The following is a 19,400-nucleotide window of genomic DNA, read 5'->3' as shown; positions in this document are numbered from 1 at the left end:
CCTAAAATCCGAACAAACAGCCCAGCTGAAATACCAATACCGCTACAAGCGAACTTAATACAATCGGATATAACATACTGAACAATGTCCAGCCAATACTTTGCGTTTCCGTATGCGTTGCCATAATAGTGGCAATACAGGGCGGGAACAGCGAAATTAAAATCATAATCGCCAAGCCGTCAAGAGGCGTCATTCCCGTATCCTGATTTTGAATGCGCTCTTCCAAAACCTCTCCGCTGTTATCATCGCCCGATTCAACACTGTAAATCGTTCCGAGTGTGGAAACCAAGGCTTCTTTTGCCGCAAAAGAACCTAAAATCGCTATGTTAATCTTCCAGTCAAACCCCGCATATTGAGTTACCGGCTCCATAAATTTTCCGATATAACCCAAAATAGAATTTTCTAAAGTTTCGCGTTTTAAATCGCCCGACATAAGTTTTAAATCGGAAATCGTAGAACGCAAGCCTCTGGAAACGGCGGCAGCTTCGCTGTCTACGGCAACAGTCCCCGTAAGCGTAATTTTTCCGGTACGTACAATCGCAAAAAAGAAAGGATTAACTTTTTCCCAATGGGAATAGAATTCCGATTTTAAAATAGGTTTTTTAAATTCTTCGGTTTCTGAATAAACCCGCTCGAAATCGCCGTAAGCTGCGGTATACTGCAATAAGTATTCTTTAAAGGCGGGAGCATTTTCTCCCAATTCGATTTTTCCGCGTAAAACGACCTTTGCTATTTCGGGATTTTGTAAAAATATTCTGTTTACGGACTTAACATTTATTTTTTCACTTCCGAAAAAATTTAAACTTTTCATTAAATAAATGCGCTCCGCAATTTTATCGTGCTCCAAAAAACCTTTTTCGGAAGCAAAATATTGCGAATAGGAATTATCCAAGTCTTCGGCAAACTGCTTAATCATTTCATCTTTTTTTGCTTCGTACTCCGCCGTTCTTTCCGCAGCGAGAGAAGGAAAACTTACGCCCGCCCAAATAACAACGGAAACCGCAACTACGGTAGTAGCCACTTTTTTAATAAAACTCCACAAGCGCTCAAAGGTTCTTATAATTATTCCCCGCAGTGTGGGCAAGTTATATGAAGGAAGCTCCAAAACAAAGGGTTCGGGCGTTCCAGGTACCACATATAAACTGAAATAACGCGCTACGATTAAGGCTACAATTAAAGTAAAAAATGAAATACCGCCCAATACCAGCCATTGATTTCTGGCAAAAAAGATTCCGGTTATTAAAGCGTAAAAAGGAATTTTTGCCATACAATTTAAAAGAGGTAATACCAAAAGCGTAACAAGGCGCGATTTATCGTCGCGGATTGTTCTTGTAGACATTACGCCCGGAACTACACAGCCGCCCATAATAACGCCTGAAAGAATCATAGGCAAGGTCGATTGTCCGTGAAGTCCGAATTTACGTAAAATCCTGTCCATAATAAAAGCAAGACGGGCCATATATCCCACATCTTCCAAAAAGGCTACAAGAGCGAACAGACAAAAGAATATGGGTATATAGTTTAAAATCATTATCGCGCCGTCTATAATTCCGTTTAAGAATAAGCCCCGCAATAAGCCGGACTGAATTACTCCGGAAGACGGAATTAACTGAGAAACTACGGCTCTTACAAATTTAAAAATGGGAAAAACCTTATCGGTCATTTTATAGCCTAAAATAACCGTTATCCAGTAAAACACTAAAACAAGTTCAACTAAAATTACTATACCGAAAAAGCGATGGCATAAAACACGGTCTACCCTGTCGGTGGAATTTATAGAATCCGCGCTTCCGCGTAAATAAACGAAAACCGCTCCCGCCACAAAGGCGGCACCTAAAACAGCCGACAGAGAAATCCTTATATAATCGTTGGCGAAAATTCCTGCGGAAAAGGATTCGGCAATCATTAAGAAAAGAGAATCAAGCACACTGTACGTTATAAAAAGCAAAACGGCGGCGCTTACGATACCTGCAATTCTTTTTTTAGTATTTAAAGCTTCCACATCTTTTTGCTCAGGTACAACACGCTCTATACATTCCGCCGTCAGTTTTTTCGCCGCCGCGGAACGGGCAAGGGCTATTTCTATTTCAAAGCTGTGTTTGTGTTTTTCTTTATGTTCTTTTTCCAAACTTTGAATAAGATTAAGAACGGAATCGAAGTTTTCAAAATGTTCGGAATACTCTTCGGAAGCGGCGGAATCTTTTTCACAAAGTTTTACCGCAAGCCAGCGTAAGGGTATGTCGAAATCGGGTGTTTTTAAAGAAGAGCGGAGAGCTTCGGTAATTTGTACGAGGCTTCGCTCCATATCTTCACCGTATACCAATTGAAAAGAGTTTTGCCCGCTTTCATTTTCCGACATATCGAAAATCGTTTTTTTCAATTCGGTTACGTTTTCTTTTTTCTTTGCCGAACCCGCAACTATAGGAATCCCCAATTTTTCGGAAAATTTTTGCACATTTATTTTTAAACCCGAATAACTTGCAGCGTCCATTTTATTCATATACATTACTACGGGACGACGCATTTCCAAAATCTGAAAGGTTAAATAAAGGTGACGCTCCAAATTGGAACCGTCCGTGATGTTTACGATAAGCTCAGGCTTATCGTTTAATATAAAATTACGGCTTACCCTCTCTTCGGGAGAATATGAAGTCAGGCTGTAAGTGCCGGGTAAGTCCGTTATAAAGACCTCCTGCCCGAAGCTTCCGTACTCTCCCGTCTTTTTTTCGACGGTAATACCGGGGTAGTTTGCAACATGCTGATGAGCTCCGGTCATCATGTTAAACAGTGTTGACTTACCGGAGTTAGGCTGACCTGCAAAAGCAATACTTATTCTTTTTTTCATAATTATGTTCCCGAATTAACTATAATTTTTTTCGCTTCTTCTTTGCGTACCGCAACAAGAGAACCGCAAATAGAAATGTCAAAAGGGTCCAAAAGCGGCGCTTTCCGTACAACGGATAATTCGGCGCCCGGCGTAAAGCCCAAGCTTATAAGACGCTGCAATGTCATTCCGGTAACTTCGATAGATTCGATTACCGCACTTTTTCCCTGTTCCAACTCATCAAGAGTCATAAAACCTCCCAGCCGGCTGCCGCAAGTTTACGGACAAACTAAAATTTTTGAAGCCAAATCGTAATCTACCGCATATTTAGCACCGTTTACCAAAAGGAGCATAGGCCCCTGTTTATCGGCTTGCGATGTTACAACGGTAAGTTCGGTATTTACATCAATTCCAAAACTGCGTAATCTGCTGAACTCCGCTCCCGTGCCGTCAAAACGCAAAACCGAAGCCTTTTCACCTGCTTTTAAAATAATCAAAGGAATCAATGTTAGCCTCCTCTAAGCTCCTGTAAGGTATAAGATACAATAATTTTAAAATTTGTTCAAGAGGAAAAAAGAAAAAAAAATTGATAATTGTAAATTGTAAGAAGTATTGCCCAAAAAACACCGTTTTTTATGAAATTCAGGTATAAGTTAGAAAATCCTGATAAACTTTATGAACGGGTTAGTAAGCCTATTATTGAAAAGAAAAGAGATATTACTGTTAATATTTTTGTAGGTGAACCGACATTAAATATTAAAGGTGTATTGTATTTTTTAGAAAAGATGAATGTTTCGGCACACAAATTAAAGGTAAAAAAATATTATCAAACGGTTACTAACGGATATCTATTAAATCAAGAGATTATTAAGAAATTATACGATTTAGGTGTATCGGATTTTCAGATAACGCTTGATGGAGTAAAAGAAGAGCATAATATAAGACAAAGTATTGTATTTAATTCTTTTGATAATTCGACATTTGGAAATAAAAAATATTCCATAGAAACAATTGAAAATATTAGTTATAATGAATTTGCAAATAAGTACAGTTTAGAAATGATGTATTCAGACGGGTTTTCAAAAAAATGTGAGCATTGTAATTTTGTTCCTTTTTGCAGAGGTGGGTGTCAATTTGCAGCATCGGAAGAAAATAATGGGCAATATGGATATCCGTTTTGTGAAAAAGTGCATATGCAGGAACAGTTAAAAGGTTTTATTTTAAATAATATTTACCGATAGCAAAATAGTATGATAGAACTTAAAAATATTAGTAAAACATATAAAACACAGGAAAGAAGATTCGGGCTTTTAGGTATTGTAAAAGATATGTTTAAACCCGATTATTCTGAGGTTAAGGCTTTAACGGATATTTCTTTTAAGATTGAGAATAATGAAAATGTGGCGATAGTCGGCAAAAACGGTTCGGGGAAATCGACCTTGATAAAAATTATTTCAGGTATTTTGCGTCCTACAAGCGGAGAAGTTCTATTTAATCAAAAAAATATCTATGAAAATCAAAAAGAATACAAACGGAATATAGGTGTTATCTTCGGTCAAAGAAGTCAGCTCTACCAAAATATGATTTTTAGAGAATCTTTAGAGCTTTTTAGACTTATTTATAAAATCGAAAAAGATGAAGCAAATAAAAGGCTTGAAACTCTTATCGATTTGTTTAAACTTGAAAATCTTTTAAAAAAACCGATTCGAGAAATGTCTTTAGGACAAAAAATGAAGTGTGAAATAGTTTCGGTTTTATTTCATAATCCTAAAATCCTTCTTTTAGATGAGCCTACGATAGGCTTGGACCTTGAAGTAAAAGAACAATTTTATAATCTGATAAAAACTTATAAACAGTCAAATGATATTATTTTAATTTTAGTTTCTCATAATTCAGATGATATAAAAAATCTATCGGAAAGATTATTGGTTTTAAACAACGGAAAATTACAAGAAGATATAAGAACTCATGAATTTATAGAAAATTACGATAAGTCTAAAATTGTTACACTTTTGTATAAAAAGCATATTGATTTAACCGAAAAACTACAAAACAATTTTAACACAATAGATAAAGATATTCAAAACAACAGTATTTCATTTGAAGTTGATAAACAGGTTACGATGGAAGAAATTTTTAATTCTTTAGATGATAAAGAAAATATTTATGATATAAAAATTGAAAATGAAGATTTTTCTAAAATTTTATTAAATTATTACAAGGATAAAAAACCGGAATGAAATATTTACTGGGAATTATTTCTTTAAATATTAAACAGCACTTGTATTTTAAAATATCGGCAGTTTTTTCCATATTTTCCTTGTTGTTTTTATTTTTAATAAAATCTTCGGTTTGGTCTCAACTGGGAAATACGGATTATATTTCTTATTTTGCCCTTATAACTATAGTAGGCTCTTTTATCGGCGTAAATACCGATAGATATTTTCAAACTGTTTATCAAACAGGTTCTATTTCTTTTCTTTTATTAAGACCTATCAATTTCGCTCTTAATATCTTTTTACAAGATTTTGCGAAAAGTCTTACAGGATTTATATTAAAATCCCTGCCTTTGCTTATAGTTTTAATTTTGTTTTTTGATGTAAACATCTATTACGGTATAGTAAATTTATGTTTATTTATCCTTTCGGTTTTTTGTGCATATTTATTTAATTGGTTTACGGCTTATATTATCGGTTTGTGCGTTTTCTTTTACGGTAATAATGAGGGCTTTATTCAAATTAAAAATATTTTATTTTTATTTTTTTCAGGTTCTTTGATTCCTGTTGATTTTTTTCCTAAAACTTTACAAAAAATCTTAAATTATTTACCGTTTAGAGTTCTGTATCAAATTCCTATTGAGGTTTTAAACAACAGCAATTTAAAATCATTTAGTTTAATATCAAGACAATTATATTGGATATTATTTCTTTTGGTGTTTACCTGTATTTTTCATAGAGCGGCAATAAAAAAAATAGAGATAATGGGCGGATAAATGAATTATTGTTATAAACTTTTAGTTTTAAAAATAAAAGAGCAGCTTTCTTTTAAAAATGATTCCGTTTTATGGTTAATTGTTAGAGTTTTAAATTCCATAATGGGAATATTGGTTCTTATTTTTATCTTTAACAAAACTCTTGAAATAAAAGGGTTTAATAGAGAAGAGTGTTTACTGATTTATTCTTTATATACAATCTCAGTTGATGTTTTTTATTGTTTTTTCGCTTGGACACTTTGGTATTCAAATGTGTATATTTTGCAAGGTAAATTAAGTTCAGTATTGCAGCTTCCGGTTAATCCTTTTTTGTATATCACCTTTGATAATTTTGCCCTATCTGAAGTTTTCGGAATTATTACCGGTTTACTCATTTTTATTTATTCGGCTTATACCCTAAATTTAAGTATAATAACAATCTTGTCTTTATTCTTATTTTTAGCCGCAGGAACGCTCGGCATTATCGGCATATTTTTGATAGTTTCATCTTTTTCTATAAAACATCCTAAAATAGAAGAAGCATTTTCACCTTTAATGGATATGCTTGATTTTGCGCAATATCCCATATCCATTTATAATGCGTTTATCAGGTTCATTCTGACCTACCTATTTCCCGTTTCAATGATAGCATTTTATCCTGCTGCTTTCAGCTTGCATAAATATTCATTTAATATTAAATTTATTATTTTACCGGTATATTCCGTGTGTATTTTTATTACCGGTTATCTATTGTTTATAAAAAGCATAAAAAAATATGAAGGAACGGGAATTTAAATCATCACTATCAAAAGCCGGAATCAATAAAAAAACATTTTACCTTTTTCACTTATTTTGTACCGCAGCGGCCATTATTTACGGATATAAAGCCTTTTTTTCAAGAAATGTTTTCGTCGGAGGCGGCGATTATCCTTATATCTATTTTTATTATACGGTGTCCGCCTGCTCTCATTATTTCTTTTTTCCGTAATACACGCAGCAATTTAATCTGAAAATCGGCACTCATTCCCTCAGTTTCGTCGAAAAAGAGAGTTCCCCATGAGCGTATTCAAAAAGCCCCAACTTACCGCCCTTTCTTGCCCCCGTAAAAGAACCTTCAACATAGCCGAAAAGTTCGCTTTCCAAAAGATTGTCCTGAAAGGCGGCCGATGGGCAACAAGGTAAAAAAAATAAAGTCAATCCGATAAAAAAAGCCGAAAGCTTCAAATTTGAGCTTTCGGCTTAATGCTAAAGTTTTAAAGATTATTTCCAGCTTACGGTATAAATTACCTTTACGGTGCCTTCCGATTTCGTATCGGGATTTTGCACTTTATATGTAATTTCAAAGTCTTTTTCTTCACCGGCTGCAAGAGTAAAGTTTTCGTCATAGGAAACCGTAACTCCCTTATATGAAATTTTCCGATTCGGGTCCGGCTTGGTTCCTTCATATTCGGCGGGAAGCGGAATATTATCCGAACTTTTAATTTGAACATTGTTTTTATCCGTCGTCCATATATTTGCAACTTCATCATAAACCAGAGGGAATACACTGTTATCATCTATAGCCTGTAACGGATAAACGCTTCCGCCGCCAAATGTAGTCCATTCAGCCCACCAATAATCGTGACGGTTCGCCTTTAATAAATAATTAGTAAAAATAATTTTCATGTTCCCAAACTGAGAATATGTATTATCTATTGTTGAACCTCCGTCTGCGGATTTGTCGGTACCCACTTTTACAAAATCTTCTCCTTTTACCCTAAGCCACCTTCCTCCATTGTCCTCAACGGCTATCATTTTATTCCAGTCGGCTGCAAGACTTTGCCCGCCGCCTTCCACTTTTACGGAAAATTTATGAGCCAAATGCACTCCGTCGGTATATTTGTGAGTAAAATGGTCGCTGTCCGCAGTAGACCAGGATTTTAAATCATCATTATAAATTTTAGGCATTATCTTAAGCTGCATACGTCTTTCAAAACTTACGGCAACATCGGCGGCGGCATTTACCTTCAATTCGGCCAAAGTTTGGTCCGTAAGAGAGGCGTTGGGACTTACTCCTATCCATTGTTTAACCTTATATGTAGGCTCAGGAGTTGCGATAAACTTTACCGTCTTCCCGCTTTTTACAAAATCTCCCGATTTTATAGCTTTTCCGTTATAAATTGCCGCCAGAGAACCCGCTCCTCCTGCAACGGAAAATTTAACCCTGTAAGCCTGCTCCACTTCAATTTTTGCAAAATCGCTTATTTTTTCGGCGGTTTTATTCCCGTTTACCGAATTATTCGTATTTTTAACTACACAGTAATAATATGTAAGGCTTGAAGAGGAGGTATCGGGCGAAAATTTATATTCGGTCGTATTTGCTCCGCTTATAGCCTCGCCTGAAGCCGCAGTTGCGCTTGAAGACTTATACCACTGATATGAAAGAGACCCGTTATCGGGTGAATCCGCTTCTATTTTTAAGAAAATTTTGGCGTTATCGCCCATAATAAGGGTTTTACCCTTAGGTTGTTTTAATATATTGGGAAAAGCGGCGTCCGTTATCAAATTCCCGTTTGTAACCCTAAGTCTTACGGCATCGGAAGCCGTTGTTTCCGTCCTGTTATTTGCCTTATTTGTATTGGTTACAAGACAATAAACGTAAATATCCTTTTCAGCGCTTACGTCGGGGCTATATGAAGAAGACGTTTCGCCCGAAACCGCATTTCCGCCCGTATTTAAGGCCGTATCCGAGGTATACCACTGATACGAAAGCTCTTCGTCCTTGGAAGAATCGCCTCCTATATCTTTCGGAACGTCCTTAACCTTTATCGTAAAAACCGCTCCCGAAGTATTAGGCTGTACGGAAATTCCTTGAGGCTGCTTTAAAATAATCGGTTTGGAAGCCGTATATAAGGGGTTCGGAGCCGTTTCTATATGATATTCTTCATAATTAACCTTATCCCTGTAAGGCGACCTGCCCGGCTTGGACGAACTTTTGCCTGCAACTTCCGTAAAATTTTGTCTGGCACGGTAATCGCTGTTATTTATGGCACTCTTTACCCAATCATAAATAACTACGGAACCGTCTTTTTTTACAAAACCTACGGGGTCGGACATATAAAAGGGTTTGTCAAAATAATGATGGGCATCTGATGAAGGAGCATTATAATCCGTCCATTTTTCCGGTACCTTATTTCCCAATATATCTTTTAAATGTCCCGGGTCGCTGTAATAAAATAAAAATTTTGAATTTTTATCTACGCAAAACATTGAGTTATCTATTCCGCCTATAACTGCAACGGAACCGGTAAAGCGATAAAAATAAAATCCTTTTTCTTTTTGTTCATCGTAAAGAGGGGGCGAAGGTGTAAAATGCTGTTGGTCTGCGCCTGTCCAACGGTCGGCCCTGTTTTTATATCGATAAACCCTTACATTCGACACAGTTTCAAGCCCCGAGCCTATGTTGGGATTGGAACAGGATTCTTCATACCCGCTTGACGACCAGGAACCGTCTCTAAACTTATAATTGGCAATTTTACCCGACATACTGGGCATTTGAAGCACCCATTTATCGAAAAAACTTGCCGGAAAGTCGAAATCTTCGGTATAATACTCGAAAGGCTCTTTTTGATGTGAAGTTGAGGTTATCGTTTTGATATATTTTTTATGCCCGTAAGAATCAATGGGATTTTCAATCTGTTGCCCGTCTTGTCCGGGGATTAAATCCGCTTCTTCTCCGTCGCTTTCTTCGACTGTTAATTTAATTATCTTTTCCAATTCCTCATAATTACCCTGATTATCCCGAATTTTAACGGTAATATGCGCAGATGTCCCGGAGCTTAAATTATTGATACCTCCGCCGTTTACGCTTACCCATACGTCAAGCACCTTATCCTTATTTGCCGCATCTACCGCGTCCACCTTAATATCTTCGGCGGCAATATCGTAAGTGCCCGATTCAAGGTTAACCAGATAAGTTTTAGCATTGCCGAATTCGCCGAAAGCATTCCCGTCAAAATCTGCCGGTATTGCAGCCGTATTTTTAACGATTAAAGAAGTTATAAGTATTTCAGGCTTATCCTGCTGCACGGATTTATTATACCATGCAGTTCCTATCGACGGTTGACAACCGCCTATGAGCATTATAATCAATAATAACGCCCCGAAAAATCTAAATTGTTTTTTCATAATTTACCTCACAATTGTTTACGAGGGAGGAAATCCTTACATTTTCCGTTCTTATTTCCCTCAATCCTTTTCGTAATAATACTCTATGCCTCCGCATAGAATTTATAAAAAACTCTCCAATATATAAATAGTACGATTTTAAGATTTTTTAGTCAACCCGTCTTCACGGATTTTTTTTCAATCCCTTCCCGCAAAATAACCGTCCTTGTTTTCCGCTCCGTATTTTGTATAAGCAAAATCAAATCGGTACGGCAATTATCAAAAATTGATTTCCGCGGCCGTCTAAAAAAACAAGCATTGCCAATTTAAATTTAATATAGTATAATACAACATACAAGCCGACTCTTGCGGCATTGTAATTGTTTTACTATAATTAACATTATACGGCACCTTAAAAAAAAGTTGCCTGATTTTACGGGACATTAAATAAAAATTTGTTTTTAAGAAGAGGAGAAAAATGAAAAGGAAGAAAAGAAAACTTATTATTTTTGCGCTATTGTTACCCGCAATACTGCAAGCGCAAACAATTGCAACGTGGACGGGTAATGCCAATGACGGTAAATGGGAAACCGCTAGTAATTGGAGTACTTCAACCGTACCCGATGAAACTACGGAAGTTGTAATCCCCGAACTTACCCTCCCCCCTCCCCCGAACTATTACCCTAACATTTCAAATAATATAACGGCAAAAGCAAAAAAGTTAACTGTAAACCAAAACGCAACATTGACATTGGAAGGAACCCTTGAAGTTAAGGAAGATTTAACAAATAACGGAACAATAAACACTGCTGCCAAAGGAACAATAAAAATCGGGAAAAATCTTACCAATAACGGAACCGTAAAAGTAAAAGAAGTTATCCCCACGGGTGATGACATTACAATTAAGGGTACATCAACTGCGGCACATACGGAAATCGGAAATTTAACGATGGAAAATGCGGGCGGTAAAACGCTTAAAATAAACGGAAAAATTAAAACGACTTTAAAGATTTCAGGTACGGAAACTGCAAAGACCTTTCTTAAAATAGAAGGAGAAGGCACCTCTGGTGAAATTACTTTAGCCAACAACGGAGAAGGGAGCTTTCTTGAAATTGATACGAATAAAGTTAAGATAACAAGTAACGGTAAAAATTTTAAAGCAAATACAAGCAAGTTAAAAGACGGTTCAAGACCTGATAACGAAAATCCTCAAAACGGGTGGATTTTTACGGCGGCAAGTTTAAAGTGGACTGGAAGTAATGACTCCGAAGGTAACAAGTGGGAAAAAGCGGAACACTGGGAGCCGAAAATGCTCCCTTCAAAACAAGATACCGTTACAATTCCGAGCGTGCTTTTAAATAAAGCGAAATGGCCGAAAGTTACCGCATCGGGAGCAAAAGCAAAAAAAATAACATTGGCAAGCGGCGGCTCTCTCGATTTAGACGAGTATACAATTTCCGCAGCTTCCGGTAACTCCGAAATGGATATTTCAGGTACACTGAAATTGCAATATACCGATAACCAAAAAACTTGGTTTAAACAAATGCCCAACAAAATAACCCTTCAAGAAAGCTCTACGGTTGAAATTAACGGCAACGGAACGGCCTTGGTTCTTCATAATGCGGAAACTTCCAATACAGGCTTTAAAAACCTTACTATAAACGGAAACGGCTCCGTAACCGTAACTGCCGACTCAGAACCAATTAAAGTAAAAAAAGAATTTAAGGTAACGGGAACCGTAACATTAAATGCGGAATTAACCGCCGAAACCGTTACCGTCGGTAACAGCGGAACTTCATTAACCGCAAATAAAAAAATAACGGTAAATTCCAAATTGGAAAATAACGGCACTTTTAAATCGGAAAACGAGATTATTTTCCCTCCTTCAAATGACAATATGGTTATAAAGGTTGCCGACAATATGACGCAAGATAAAACCGTATTTAAAAAATTAACTTGTCAAAATGCCGGGAGAAAAACCTTAAGCATAAACGGTAAAATAAAAGTAACCGACGACTTAACTTTATCGGGAACCTCTACTACAAATCAACTTACAATAAACGGCAGTAACGGCACATCGGCTATTTATCTTACCTCTTCCCAAAACGATAAGGGCAATCATTTAAAAATAAACACGGACAGCATAAAAATAAACGAAGGCGATTTTAAGCCGTATTATAAAATGCAAAACAGCACGGATAATAGCGGAAACCCAACAAACAAAAACGGCTGGGTATTTGACGAGACCTTCGAGCTTAAAAACTCTTTTATGAAGGTAAACGGCAACGAGCTTTACATAGTTTTTAAACGCGACACGGAAGAAAACGAATTTATCCATTCAAAATTGGAAATAAAAAAAGGAAGTTCTCCTCCCATTGCCTATAGCTTAACTTCTCCGCAGCCTGTAAAGCATAAAACAATTTCGGGACCACTTGCCGTTTGGAAATACACCTTAAACAAACCCGTATCGGCAGATGAGATTTTACAAAAAGATATGAAAATAGAAATAAGCCATTTTGATAAAAACCACGGAAAATTCAAAATTTCCGATATAGGCATAGGTCTTACGGACGTTTTATTCGCCGCCAACTCAAGAACAATCCGTGATTTTTCAGGAGAAAAGGAATTACCCAAACTTAACACGGCGGTAGTAACCGTTCCGGCAGGTTCATCAAAAAACGTAAAACTTTATCTAAGTTTTAATAAAAACGGCTTTTGGTATCCTTCATTTTTACAACCGCTTGAAATTTTGGAAGCCTCGGAAAACAAAATCTTCAGCGAGTATTCGGGCGAAACGGAAGGCGCAAAAATAAAGTTTACCCTCGTTGATACGGATTCCAATTTTAAAGAAGGAACCGTCGCGCAATTTATGTTTGTTTACGATAATTGGCTTCCCTGTGCAAGACTTAAACACCCTTCCGATATTTTTTCTTTTGATGTATGGAAATTCCAAATTATAGGAGTTCAGTACCAAAGGGGCGGAGTTTCGATTTTTAACAATGTAATAAATCCCGATAAAGAAGAAAAAGTTTCGCTGCAAGTTTCATTACAAAAGCGCGGGATTTTAACCATACAGATTATGACGCTTGACGGCAGCATAGTAAAAACATTGGAGCGCTCGGAAAAAAGTGCGGGCACCCATTTTTATTATTGGGACGGAAAAAACAATTCAGGAATTTCCGTCGCAAGGGGCTTATATTTTATAAGAATAGCAGGACCTAATATCGACGAAACGAGAAAGGTTATGATTATAAAAAATTAAGGTGTTTCGAAAGGGAAAACATCGGATATTATATGCCGTTTCTCATTACATTACGAAACGGCAAAAAATAAGCAATGCTCAAAAAATGAGACGAATTTAAGGGGGGGAAGGAAAAAACCGTACCGGGCTTACGGGTAAATCCGTCCTAAAGGATTATCTTCCCTCCCGCTTCACTAACGCGTGCCGTAACAGGCAAGGCCTTATCAATCTTTTCTTTTTTTTTATTTTATGTTAAAATCGGTAAATGAAGAATATTTTTTGTATCTTTTTTATTTTTACGGTTTTCGCTTCATGTAAGTCCGGGTTTATTCCCGTGCCGGTACGGCAAGGATTTGCCGGCTATGAGTTTTCCAAAGATATTCATATAAAAGACGATAAAAATTTAGCGTTTCAAACGGACATTACCTTTCCTTTAAATAAACATAATTACGACGATTCGGTTTTAACAAATAATTTTATCAGGTTTAAAGGATATTCAAACAAGTGTATAATTTATTTTCATACAAAAAATATAGAAAGTCTTTTACTGTATCTTAACGGCAAAAAAATAGAAACGGGAAATATATGTGCCAATGAATATTCGGCAATAAAAATAAGCGAAAGCGGAATAAACGGCGATAACGTTTTACAGATTTTACAAATTAAACCTGTAAAAGCCCCTTCGGGAAATTCCGAAGAGTATTTTCTTAATATCAAAATTCCTTATCCCGAAATTACAAAAACAAAACTTGTAAATACGGAAGTAAACGGCAGGGCTCTTGAAGCGATAGATAATTTATTTGAAGCTCAAATCAAAAACGGATTTCCGTCCGCTCAACTTGTAATAATAAAAAACGGAGAAATAATAAAAAGCTCGGCTTACGGATATATAAGCACTGTGGACGACTTCGGTAAACCCGTTTTAAATAAAAAACGTATAACGACAAAGACCTTATTCGACTTGGCAAGTAATACAAAAATGTTCAGTACGAATTTCGCTCTGCAAAAACTTGTTTCCGAAAAAAAACTCTCCGTTCAGGATAAGGTAAATTCATTTTTTCCGAAATTTAAAGATAAAGAAAATGCACGGTATACGGGAAAGGACGAAATTACAATTGCCGATTTATTAAATCATCAGGCCGGGTTCCCCGCAGGCGCCCAATATTACAGAAAAAAAGAAATAAGAAAAAAGGCAAAAACGGAAAAAAGAACAAACAAAGAGATAACTCTCAATCTGATTTGCGAAACGCCTTTAGTGTATGAGCCGAGAACCAGATTTACATATTCGGATATCGATTATATGCTTTTAGGACTTATTATCGAAAAAGTAACCGGAATGCCGTTGGATAAATATGTTGAAGAAAATATTTATAAACCGCTTAATTTAACTTCCGTTTGCTACAAACCCTTAGAACACGGATTTAAAAAAAAGAATATAGCCGCTACCGAAATATATGCCGTAAAACGGAGTAAAGAAAAAAAATACAGGAAAGAAAAGTATTTACCCATACACGGAACGGTTCATGACCCGGAGGCATACGGGGCCATGGACCAGGTAAGCGGTCATGCGGGTCTTTTCGCAAATGCGGAAAGCATAGCGGTGCTTGCGCAGGTAATGCTTAACGGCGGCGGATACGGCAATATAAAATTATTCGATTCTCATGTTTTAAATTTTTTTACAAGTCCCAGTATGGAAATTTCGGCGGCAGGATTGGGCTGGAGGCGGCAGGGTACCAATCAGGCATATTCTCATTTTTTTTCCCAACTTGCAAGCCGAGATGCTTTCGGGCATAGCGGCTGGACGGGAACCCTTACTTTAACGGACCCTCAGGAAGATTTAATTGTTATAATTTTTACAAGTGCAAAACATACCCCCGCTCTTCACGGAAGCGAATTCCGCGGAAAATACGAAGGAGATTTTTATCTTGCAAAAAATTACGGAGCGATAACCACGCTTATTTATTCGGCCTTTAAAAACTACAGCGATGAAATTTTAGATAATATGCTTATAGAGCTTGCGGAACAACGCTATGCTTTAATTTCGGAAGGCTCGGAATTTTACAACAATCGGGGATTTTATAACGATTTAACGGCTATTATGGATACGATAAAATCACAATCCAAATACTCCGAAAAATTAACCGAATTTCTTAAATCGAATAATGCGGCAATAATTACACAAAAACTTATGTCGGTACAGCAGGCAAAAAAATGAAAAAATCGGCAGTAATTTTTTATCTTTTAATTTTACCTATTTTTCTTTTTACTCGGGAAAACGGCCGAATTGTCTTAGGCATAGACAGAATAAAAGAATTTGAACACCTGTTCAAAAATAAAAGAGTCGGTTTAATTACAAATCAAACGGGAATTAACGGCGAAGGAAAAACTTCAATTGATGTTTTATATAAAACCGTAAATCTGACCGCTCTATTTTCTCCTGAACACGGAATAAGAGGTAATGAACGGGAAGGAGCAATAATCGAAAACCGAATCGATTTAAAAACAGGTTTAACCGTATACAGCCTGTACGGTAAAACAAAGAGACCTTCCGAAGAAATGTTAAAAAATATAGATATACTGTGTTTTGACATTCAGGATATAGGAGCCAGGTTTTATACATATATTTGGACTATGGCCTATGCAATGGAAGAATGCGCAAAGCACAAAAAAACCTTCGTGGTTTTTGACAGACCTAATCCGATAAACGGGGTAAACGTCGAAGGTAATATTTTAAACGAAGAATATAAATCATTTGTAGGCTATTTTCCGATTATACAAAGACACGGTATGACTGTAGGAGAGTTGGCTCTTATGTTCAATAAAGAATTTAAAATCAATTGTAACTTACAAATTATTCCGTTAAAAAACTGGAACAGAGAAAACTGTTTTGAAGAGCTTAACTTAATGTGGGTGCCTACATCGCCGAATATTCCCACTGCGGAAACGGCTTTAATTTACTCCGGACTGTGTATTTTTGAAGGTGTAAATATTTCCGTCGGACGTGGTACCGCTATGCCGTTTAAATACATAGGAGCGCCCTTTATCGATGCAGAAAACCTTGCTGAAGAACTAAATGCTTTAAATTTAAAAGGAGTATTTTTTCTTCCGGCATATTTTACTCCGGCACTTTCTTTATACAAAAATGAATTCTGTAAAGGAATACAAATTATCGTAACGGATAAAAAAGAATTTTTACCCGTAAAAACCTCAATTTTAATAATGGAAAAAATAAAAAAAATGTATCCTGAAAATTTTTCGGTAAACGATTCAAAAAGAAAGTTGTGCGGTTTAAATCTTTTAACAGGAACAAATCTCTTAACTTCAATTTTATCACACGATAAAACAAAACTCGAAGAATATTTTAAAGTAATCCGTAAAGACGAAATTCAATTTTCAAAATTGCGTAAAAAATATTTACTTTATTAACGGTTTTACATAACTAAAGCCGCCAAAATAAATTTTTAAATGTAAAATCTTCCCCGTATTTATTTAATTGAAATATCGGAAAAAACATCAAACGGGTAAGCCTTGCGTAAGGAAGGAAGAGCTTTTACAATGTCTTCTTTTGAAGGAACATTAAACGGTAAGTTTAAACCGAAAATCTTATTTACAGTTTTTCCGCATAATTGTGCAAGGCGGGTTTCCGTACAGCCTTCCTCACGCAGCTTTTGTACAAGCAAAAGAGAACCTGCAAATCCCGGAACACCCGAAGCTCCGTTGCGTTTATCTTCAAGCGTATGCGGCGCATGGTCGCTTTCAATCCAGTCGATGCTTCCTGAAATAAGAGCATTAAAAACGGCGAGTCTGTCCTCTTCCCCGCGTAAAGGAGGATTTATTTTTACTAAAATACCTAACCGGGAATAACTTTCCATATTTAAAAGAGCATGATGAGCGGTTGCACCGCAGGAAATATTCATTCCGTTTTTTTTTGCAGTTTGAACAAGTTCTATTCCGGCTGCCGTACTTATATGACAAATATGAAGGTGTCCCGAAAAATTTTCACTTTGAACAAGCTCAATTTGTTCTTTAACGGATTCCGATTCGGAAACGGGCGGGCGGGCAAAACTGTGAGTTATAGGCTTGTCTATATTAAACACGGAATGATTTATCAAGCTTTCTTTTTCGCAATGAACGGCAAGGACGCCGCGGTAGTTAAGCTTTGAAAGAGCGGAATAAACTTTGCGCTGTTCTTCTTTTTCCACTATTCCCATTTTTCCTGTTGAATGTCCTGCAAACATTTTAAAGCCGACAATCGCGGGGAAACGGGTTTTATAAAATAAAACCGAATTTTCTATTTGCTTAGAATCGGAAGTAAGGCCTCCGTAAACACCGTAAAAAATATCTTTATTTATTTTTTTTAAAGAAGTTTCGGCAAGGGCAAAACGCTCCATGATTCTTTTTTCCGACACAAGAGGCGGGTCGGTATTAGGCATATCGAACAAAGCCGTAAATCCGGCCGCCGCCGCAAGACCTGCCCCATGCTCTATAGTTTCTTTTTGCGACAAAAGCCCGTCTCGTAAATGTACATGAGAATCAATCATAAACGGCTAAAAAAATAAAACGGCTTCTCCGTATTCGCCGTAAACATCGGTTACGCTTACTTCAAGTCTATTGTTTCCGTTAAACTCTATATTATCCGCCGCTATCTTAAAAGCATAGGCAATAACCGGTGTTGCAACACCTTCGGTATGCTCAATTACGGTTTTCGCCAAAAGTATTTCACAAAATTCTCCGTTAATCGAAATAGTAATGGATTCCCGTTTTATTTGAGGAGCAATGGCTTTTTCATTTGCCAAAAAATGATGAAGACTTATAGGACGGAAATAAATCATTATCGATTTTGAAATTTCCATTTCCATTGAAGAAAAAAAGCCGAGTTTATAAAGTTCAAGCCTGCCCAATTTGGGATTTATTTCAATATCGTTTTTAAGGTTAATGTTATTTGCCCAGTATTCAAGGTACTTCGTTCCGTAGTCCTTTTCTACAATAAAATGAGGGTATAACTTTGCTTCGGCTTGTAAATTAAATTTACCGTTCTTATCCGTTTCCGTAGAAAACGCAACTTTAAAATTATCATCGAGCAAGGCAACCTTAGCATTCGCCACAGGTTCTTTTTGTTCATTTTGCACGATACCGTAAATATAATTCATATCTCCTCCATAACCCTACGGTTAAGCCTTATATATTTTATTATATAAATAAATCTTTGTCAATAGAAAAACCGAATAGTATTTAATATTTTATTTTATTTGACTCATATAAAGTTTTGAGTATTTTCCGTTTTTTTTCAAAAGTTCAGTATGAGAACCTTGTTCTATAATTCTACCCTTTTGCATAACAAGAATTTTATCGGCATTTTGAATTGTTGAAAGTCTGTGTGCAATAACAAAGGCAGTTCTGCCTTTTAATAATTTTTGCATAGCTTTATGAACAAGTATTTCAGTTTGACTGTCCACATTTGAAGTTGCTTCATCTAAAATTAAAAAAGGCGCATCTAAAAGCATCGCACGTGCAATAGTAAGCAATTGTTTTTGCCCTTGCGAAATATTTACAGCCGAATCTTTTATAACGGTATCGTATCCGTCAGGAAGGCTTTTAATAAAATCCGCAATACCGGCAGCAACGGCCGCTCTATGAATTTCTTCAATAGAAGCGTCGCTTTTACCGTAAGAAATATTATCGCGTATGGAGCCTTCAAAAAGCCAAGCTTCCTGCATAACTAGAGCAAAAGATTTGCGTAAAAAATTTCTTTTAATTTTTGTAATAGGAATATTATCCAAATAAATAGTTCCGTTTTGTACTTCATAAAATCTTAAAAGTAAATTTATTACCGTGCTTTTCCCTGCTCCCGTTTCTCCGACAATTGCCATCAAACTGCCAGCTTCCGCTTCAAAATTTAAATTATCTATAACAAGTTTTGCATTCCCTATCTTTTCACAACCGTATGAAAACGAAACATTTTCGAATTTAATATTACCCTTAATATTTTTTAAATTTATATAATCGGAAACTTCGTCTTTTTCGGAAGGGCTGTCGATTAAAGCAAAAATCCGCTCCGCCGCAGAAGCCGCTGAAAGTAAATCGCCTAAAATGTTTGCAAACTCATTTATCGGGCCTGAAAACATTCTGGAATATAAAATAAAAGAAGAAAGCATTCCTATTGAAAGATAGACCCTTAAAAAATAAAAGAGAGCCGAAAATACCGATTAAAGCAAGCG

General features: G+C 36.4%; 14 protein-coding genes and 1 pseudogene. 7 read left to right on the top strand and 8 right to left on the bottom strand.

All coding sequences use genetic code 11. From position 1 onward, the window contains the following. Position 1: 1 nt before the first annotated feature. The 3 genes from feoB to DYQ05_RS01775 are packed head-to-tail and all read right to left on the bottom strand — an operon-like array spanning position 2 to position 3,321. Positions 2-2,845 (bottom strand): ferrous iron transport protein B, encoded by a 2,844-nt coding sequence (gene feoB, locus DYQ05_RS01785; RefSeq protein WP_252723474.1) that lies wholly within the window; start codon positions 2,843-2,845, stop codon positions 2-4. A gap of 2 nt (positions 2,846-2,847) precedes the next feature. Then, positions 2,848-3,075, bottom strand: a complete 228-nt coding sequence (locus DYQ05_RS01780; RefSeq protein WP_020964174.1) for a FeoA family protein — start codon at positions 3,073-3,075, stop codon at positions 2,848-2,850. A gap of 27 nt (positions 3,076-3,102) precedes the next feature. After that, positions 3,103-3,321 carry a FeoA family protein gene (locus DYQ05_RS01775; RefSeq protein ID WP_187289364.1) on the bottom strand — a complete coding sequence of 73 codons (219 nt, stop codon included), beginning with the start codon at positions 3,319-3,321 and terminating at the stop codon, positions 3,103-3,105. A gap of 138 nt (positions 3,322-3,459) precedes the next feature. Here DYQ05_RS01775 and DYQ05_RS01770 point away from each other — a divergent pair, with 138 nt between their 5' ends. The 4 genes from DYQ05_RS01770 to DYQ05_RS01755 are packed head-to-tail and all read left to right on the top strand — an operon-like array spanning position 3,460 to position 6,590. Next, positions 3,460-4,065 (top strand): radical SAM/SPASM domain-containing protein, encoded by a 606-nt coding sequence (locus tag DYQ05_RS01770; protein ID WP_206183723.1) that lies wholly within the window; start codon positions 3,460-3,462, stop codon positions 4,063-4,065. Positions 4,066-4,074: 9 nt separating this feature from the next. Continuing rightward, positions 4,075-5,064: an ABC transporter ATP-binding protein gene (locus DYQ05_RS01765; RefSeq protein ID WP_206183722.1), complete on the top strand. Its 990-nt coding sequence runs from the start codon at positions 4,075-4,077 to the stop codon at positions 5,062-5,064. Beyond that, positions 5,061-5,816: an ABC transporter permease gene (locus DYQ05_RS01760; RefSeq protein WP_029410166.1), complete on the top strand. Its 756-nt coding sequence runs from the start codon at positions 5,061-5,063 to the stop codon at positions 5,814-5,816. Before DYQ05_RS01765 ends, DYQ05_RS01760 begins: the two co-directional genes overlap by 4 nt. Continuing rightward, positions 5,817-6,590 (top strand): ABC transporter permease, encoded by a 774-nt coding sequence (locus DYQ05_RS01755; RefSeq protein ID WP_029410167.1) that lies wholly within the window; start codon positions 5,817-5,819, stop codon positions 6,588-6,590. 100 nt (positions 6,591-6,690) lie between these two features. On the opposite strand, the pseudogene DYQ05_RS01750 reads toward DYQ05_RS01755, so the two are convergent. After that, positions 6,691-6,938, bottom strand: a pseudogene (locus DYQ05_RS01750) (sigma 54-interacting transcriptional regulator). 117 nt (positions 6,939-7,055) lie between these two features. Next, positions 7,056-9,962: an InlB B-repeat-containing protein gene (locus DYQ05_RS01745; protein ID WP_206183721.1), complete on the bottom strand. Its 2,907-nt coding sequence runs from the start codon at positions 9,960-9,962 to the stop codon at positions 7,056-7,058. 457 nt (positions 9,963-10,419) lie between these two features. On the opposite strand from DYQ05_RS01745, the gene DYQ05_RS01740 reads away from it, so the two are divergent. The 3 genes from DYQ05_RS01740 to DYQ05_RS01730 all read left to right on the top strand — a co-directional run bounded on the left by DYQ05_RS01740 (position 10,420) and on the right by DYQ05_RS01730 (position 16,608). After that, complete coding sequence (locus DYQ05_RS01740; protein WP_206183720.1) at positions 10,420-13,203, top strand: DUF8693 domain-containing protein; 2,784 nt, start codon at positions 10,420-10,422, stop codon at positions 13,201-13,203. A gap of 244 nt (positions 13,204-13,447) precedes the next feature. After that, positions 13,448-15,397 carry a penicillin binding protein PBP4B gene (gene pbp4b / locus DYQ05_RS01735; protein ID WP_024470197.1) on the top strand — a complete coding sequence of 650 codons (1,950 nt, stop codon included), beginning with the start codon at positions 13,448-13,450 and terminating at the stop codon, positions 15,395-15,397. Beyond that, entirely contained in the window at positions 15,394-16,608 is a 1,215-nt protein-coding gene (locus DYQ05_RS01730) for a DUF1343 domain-containing protein (protein WP_206183719.1), read from the top strand. Before pbp4b ends, DYQ05_RS01730 begins: the two co-directional genes overlap by 4 nt. A gap of 59 nt (positions 16,609-16,667) precedes the next feature. Here the strand turns inward: DYQ05_RS01730 and DYQ05_RS01725 are convergent, their stop codons facing one another. The 3 genes from DYQ05_RS01725 to DYQ05_RS01715 form a co-directional block, all read right to left on the bottom strand. Further along, positions 16,668-17,723 carry an amidohydrolase family protein gene (locus DYQ05_RS01725; RefSeq protein ID WP_206183718.1) on the bottom strand — a complete coding sequence of 352 codons (1,056 nt, stop codon included), beginning with the start codon at positions 17,721-17,723 and terminating at the stop codon, positions 16,668-16,670. Between the two features lie 6 nt (positions 17,724-17,729). Beyond that, positions 17,730-18,332: a carboxypeptidase-like regulatory domain-containing protein gene (locus tag DYQ05_RS01720; protein WP_029410385.1), complete on the bottom strand. Its 603-nt coding sequence runs from the start codon at positions 18,330-18,332 to the stop codon at positions 17,730-17,732. A 90-nt stretch (positions 18,333-18,422) separates the two neighbouring features. After that, positions 18,423-19,337 (bottom strand): ABC transporter ATP-binding protein, encoded by a 915-nt coding sequence (locus DYQ05_RS01715; RefSeq protein ID WP_206183717.1) that lies wholly within the window; start codon positions 19,335-19,337, stop codon positions 18,423-18,425. Positions 19,338-19,400: the final 63 nt, after the last annotated feature.

This window comes from Treponema pedis, assembly GCF_017161325.1.
GTDB classification, from domain to species: domain Bacteria; phylum Spirochaetota; class Spirochaetia; order Treponematales; family Treponemataceae; genus Treponema_B; species Treponema_B pedis.
This window is presented reverse-complemented; position numbering and strand designations above follow the sequence as displayed.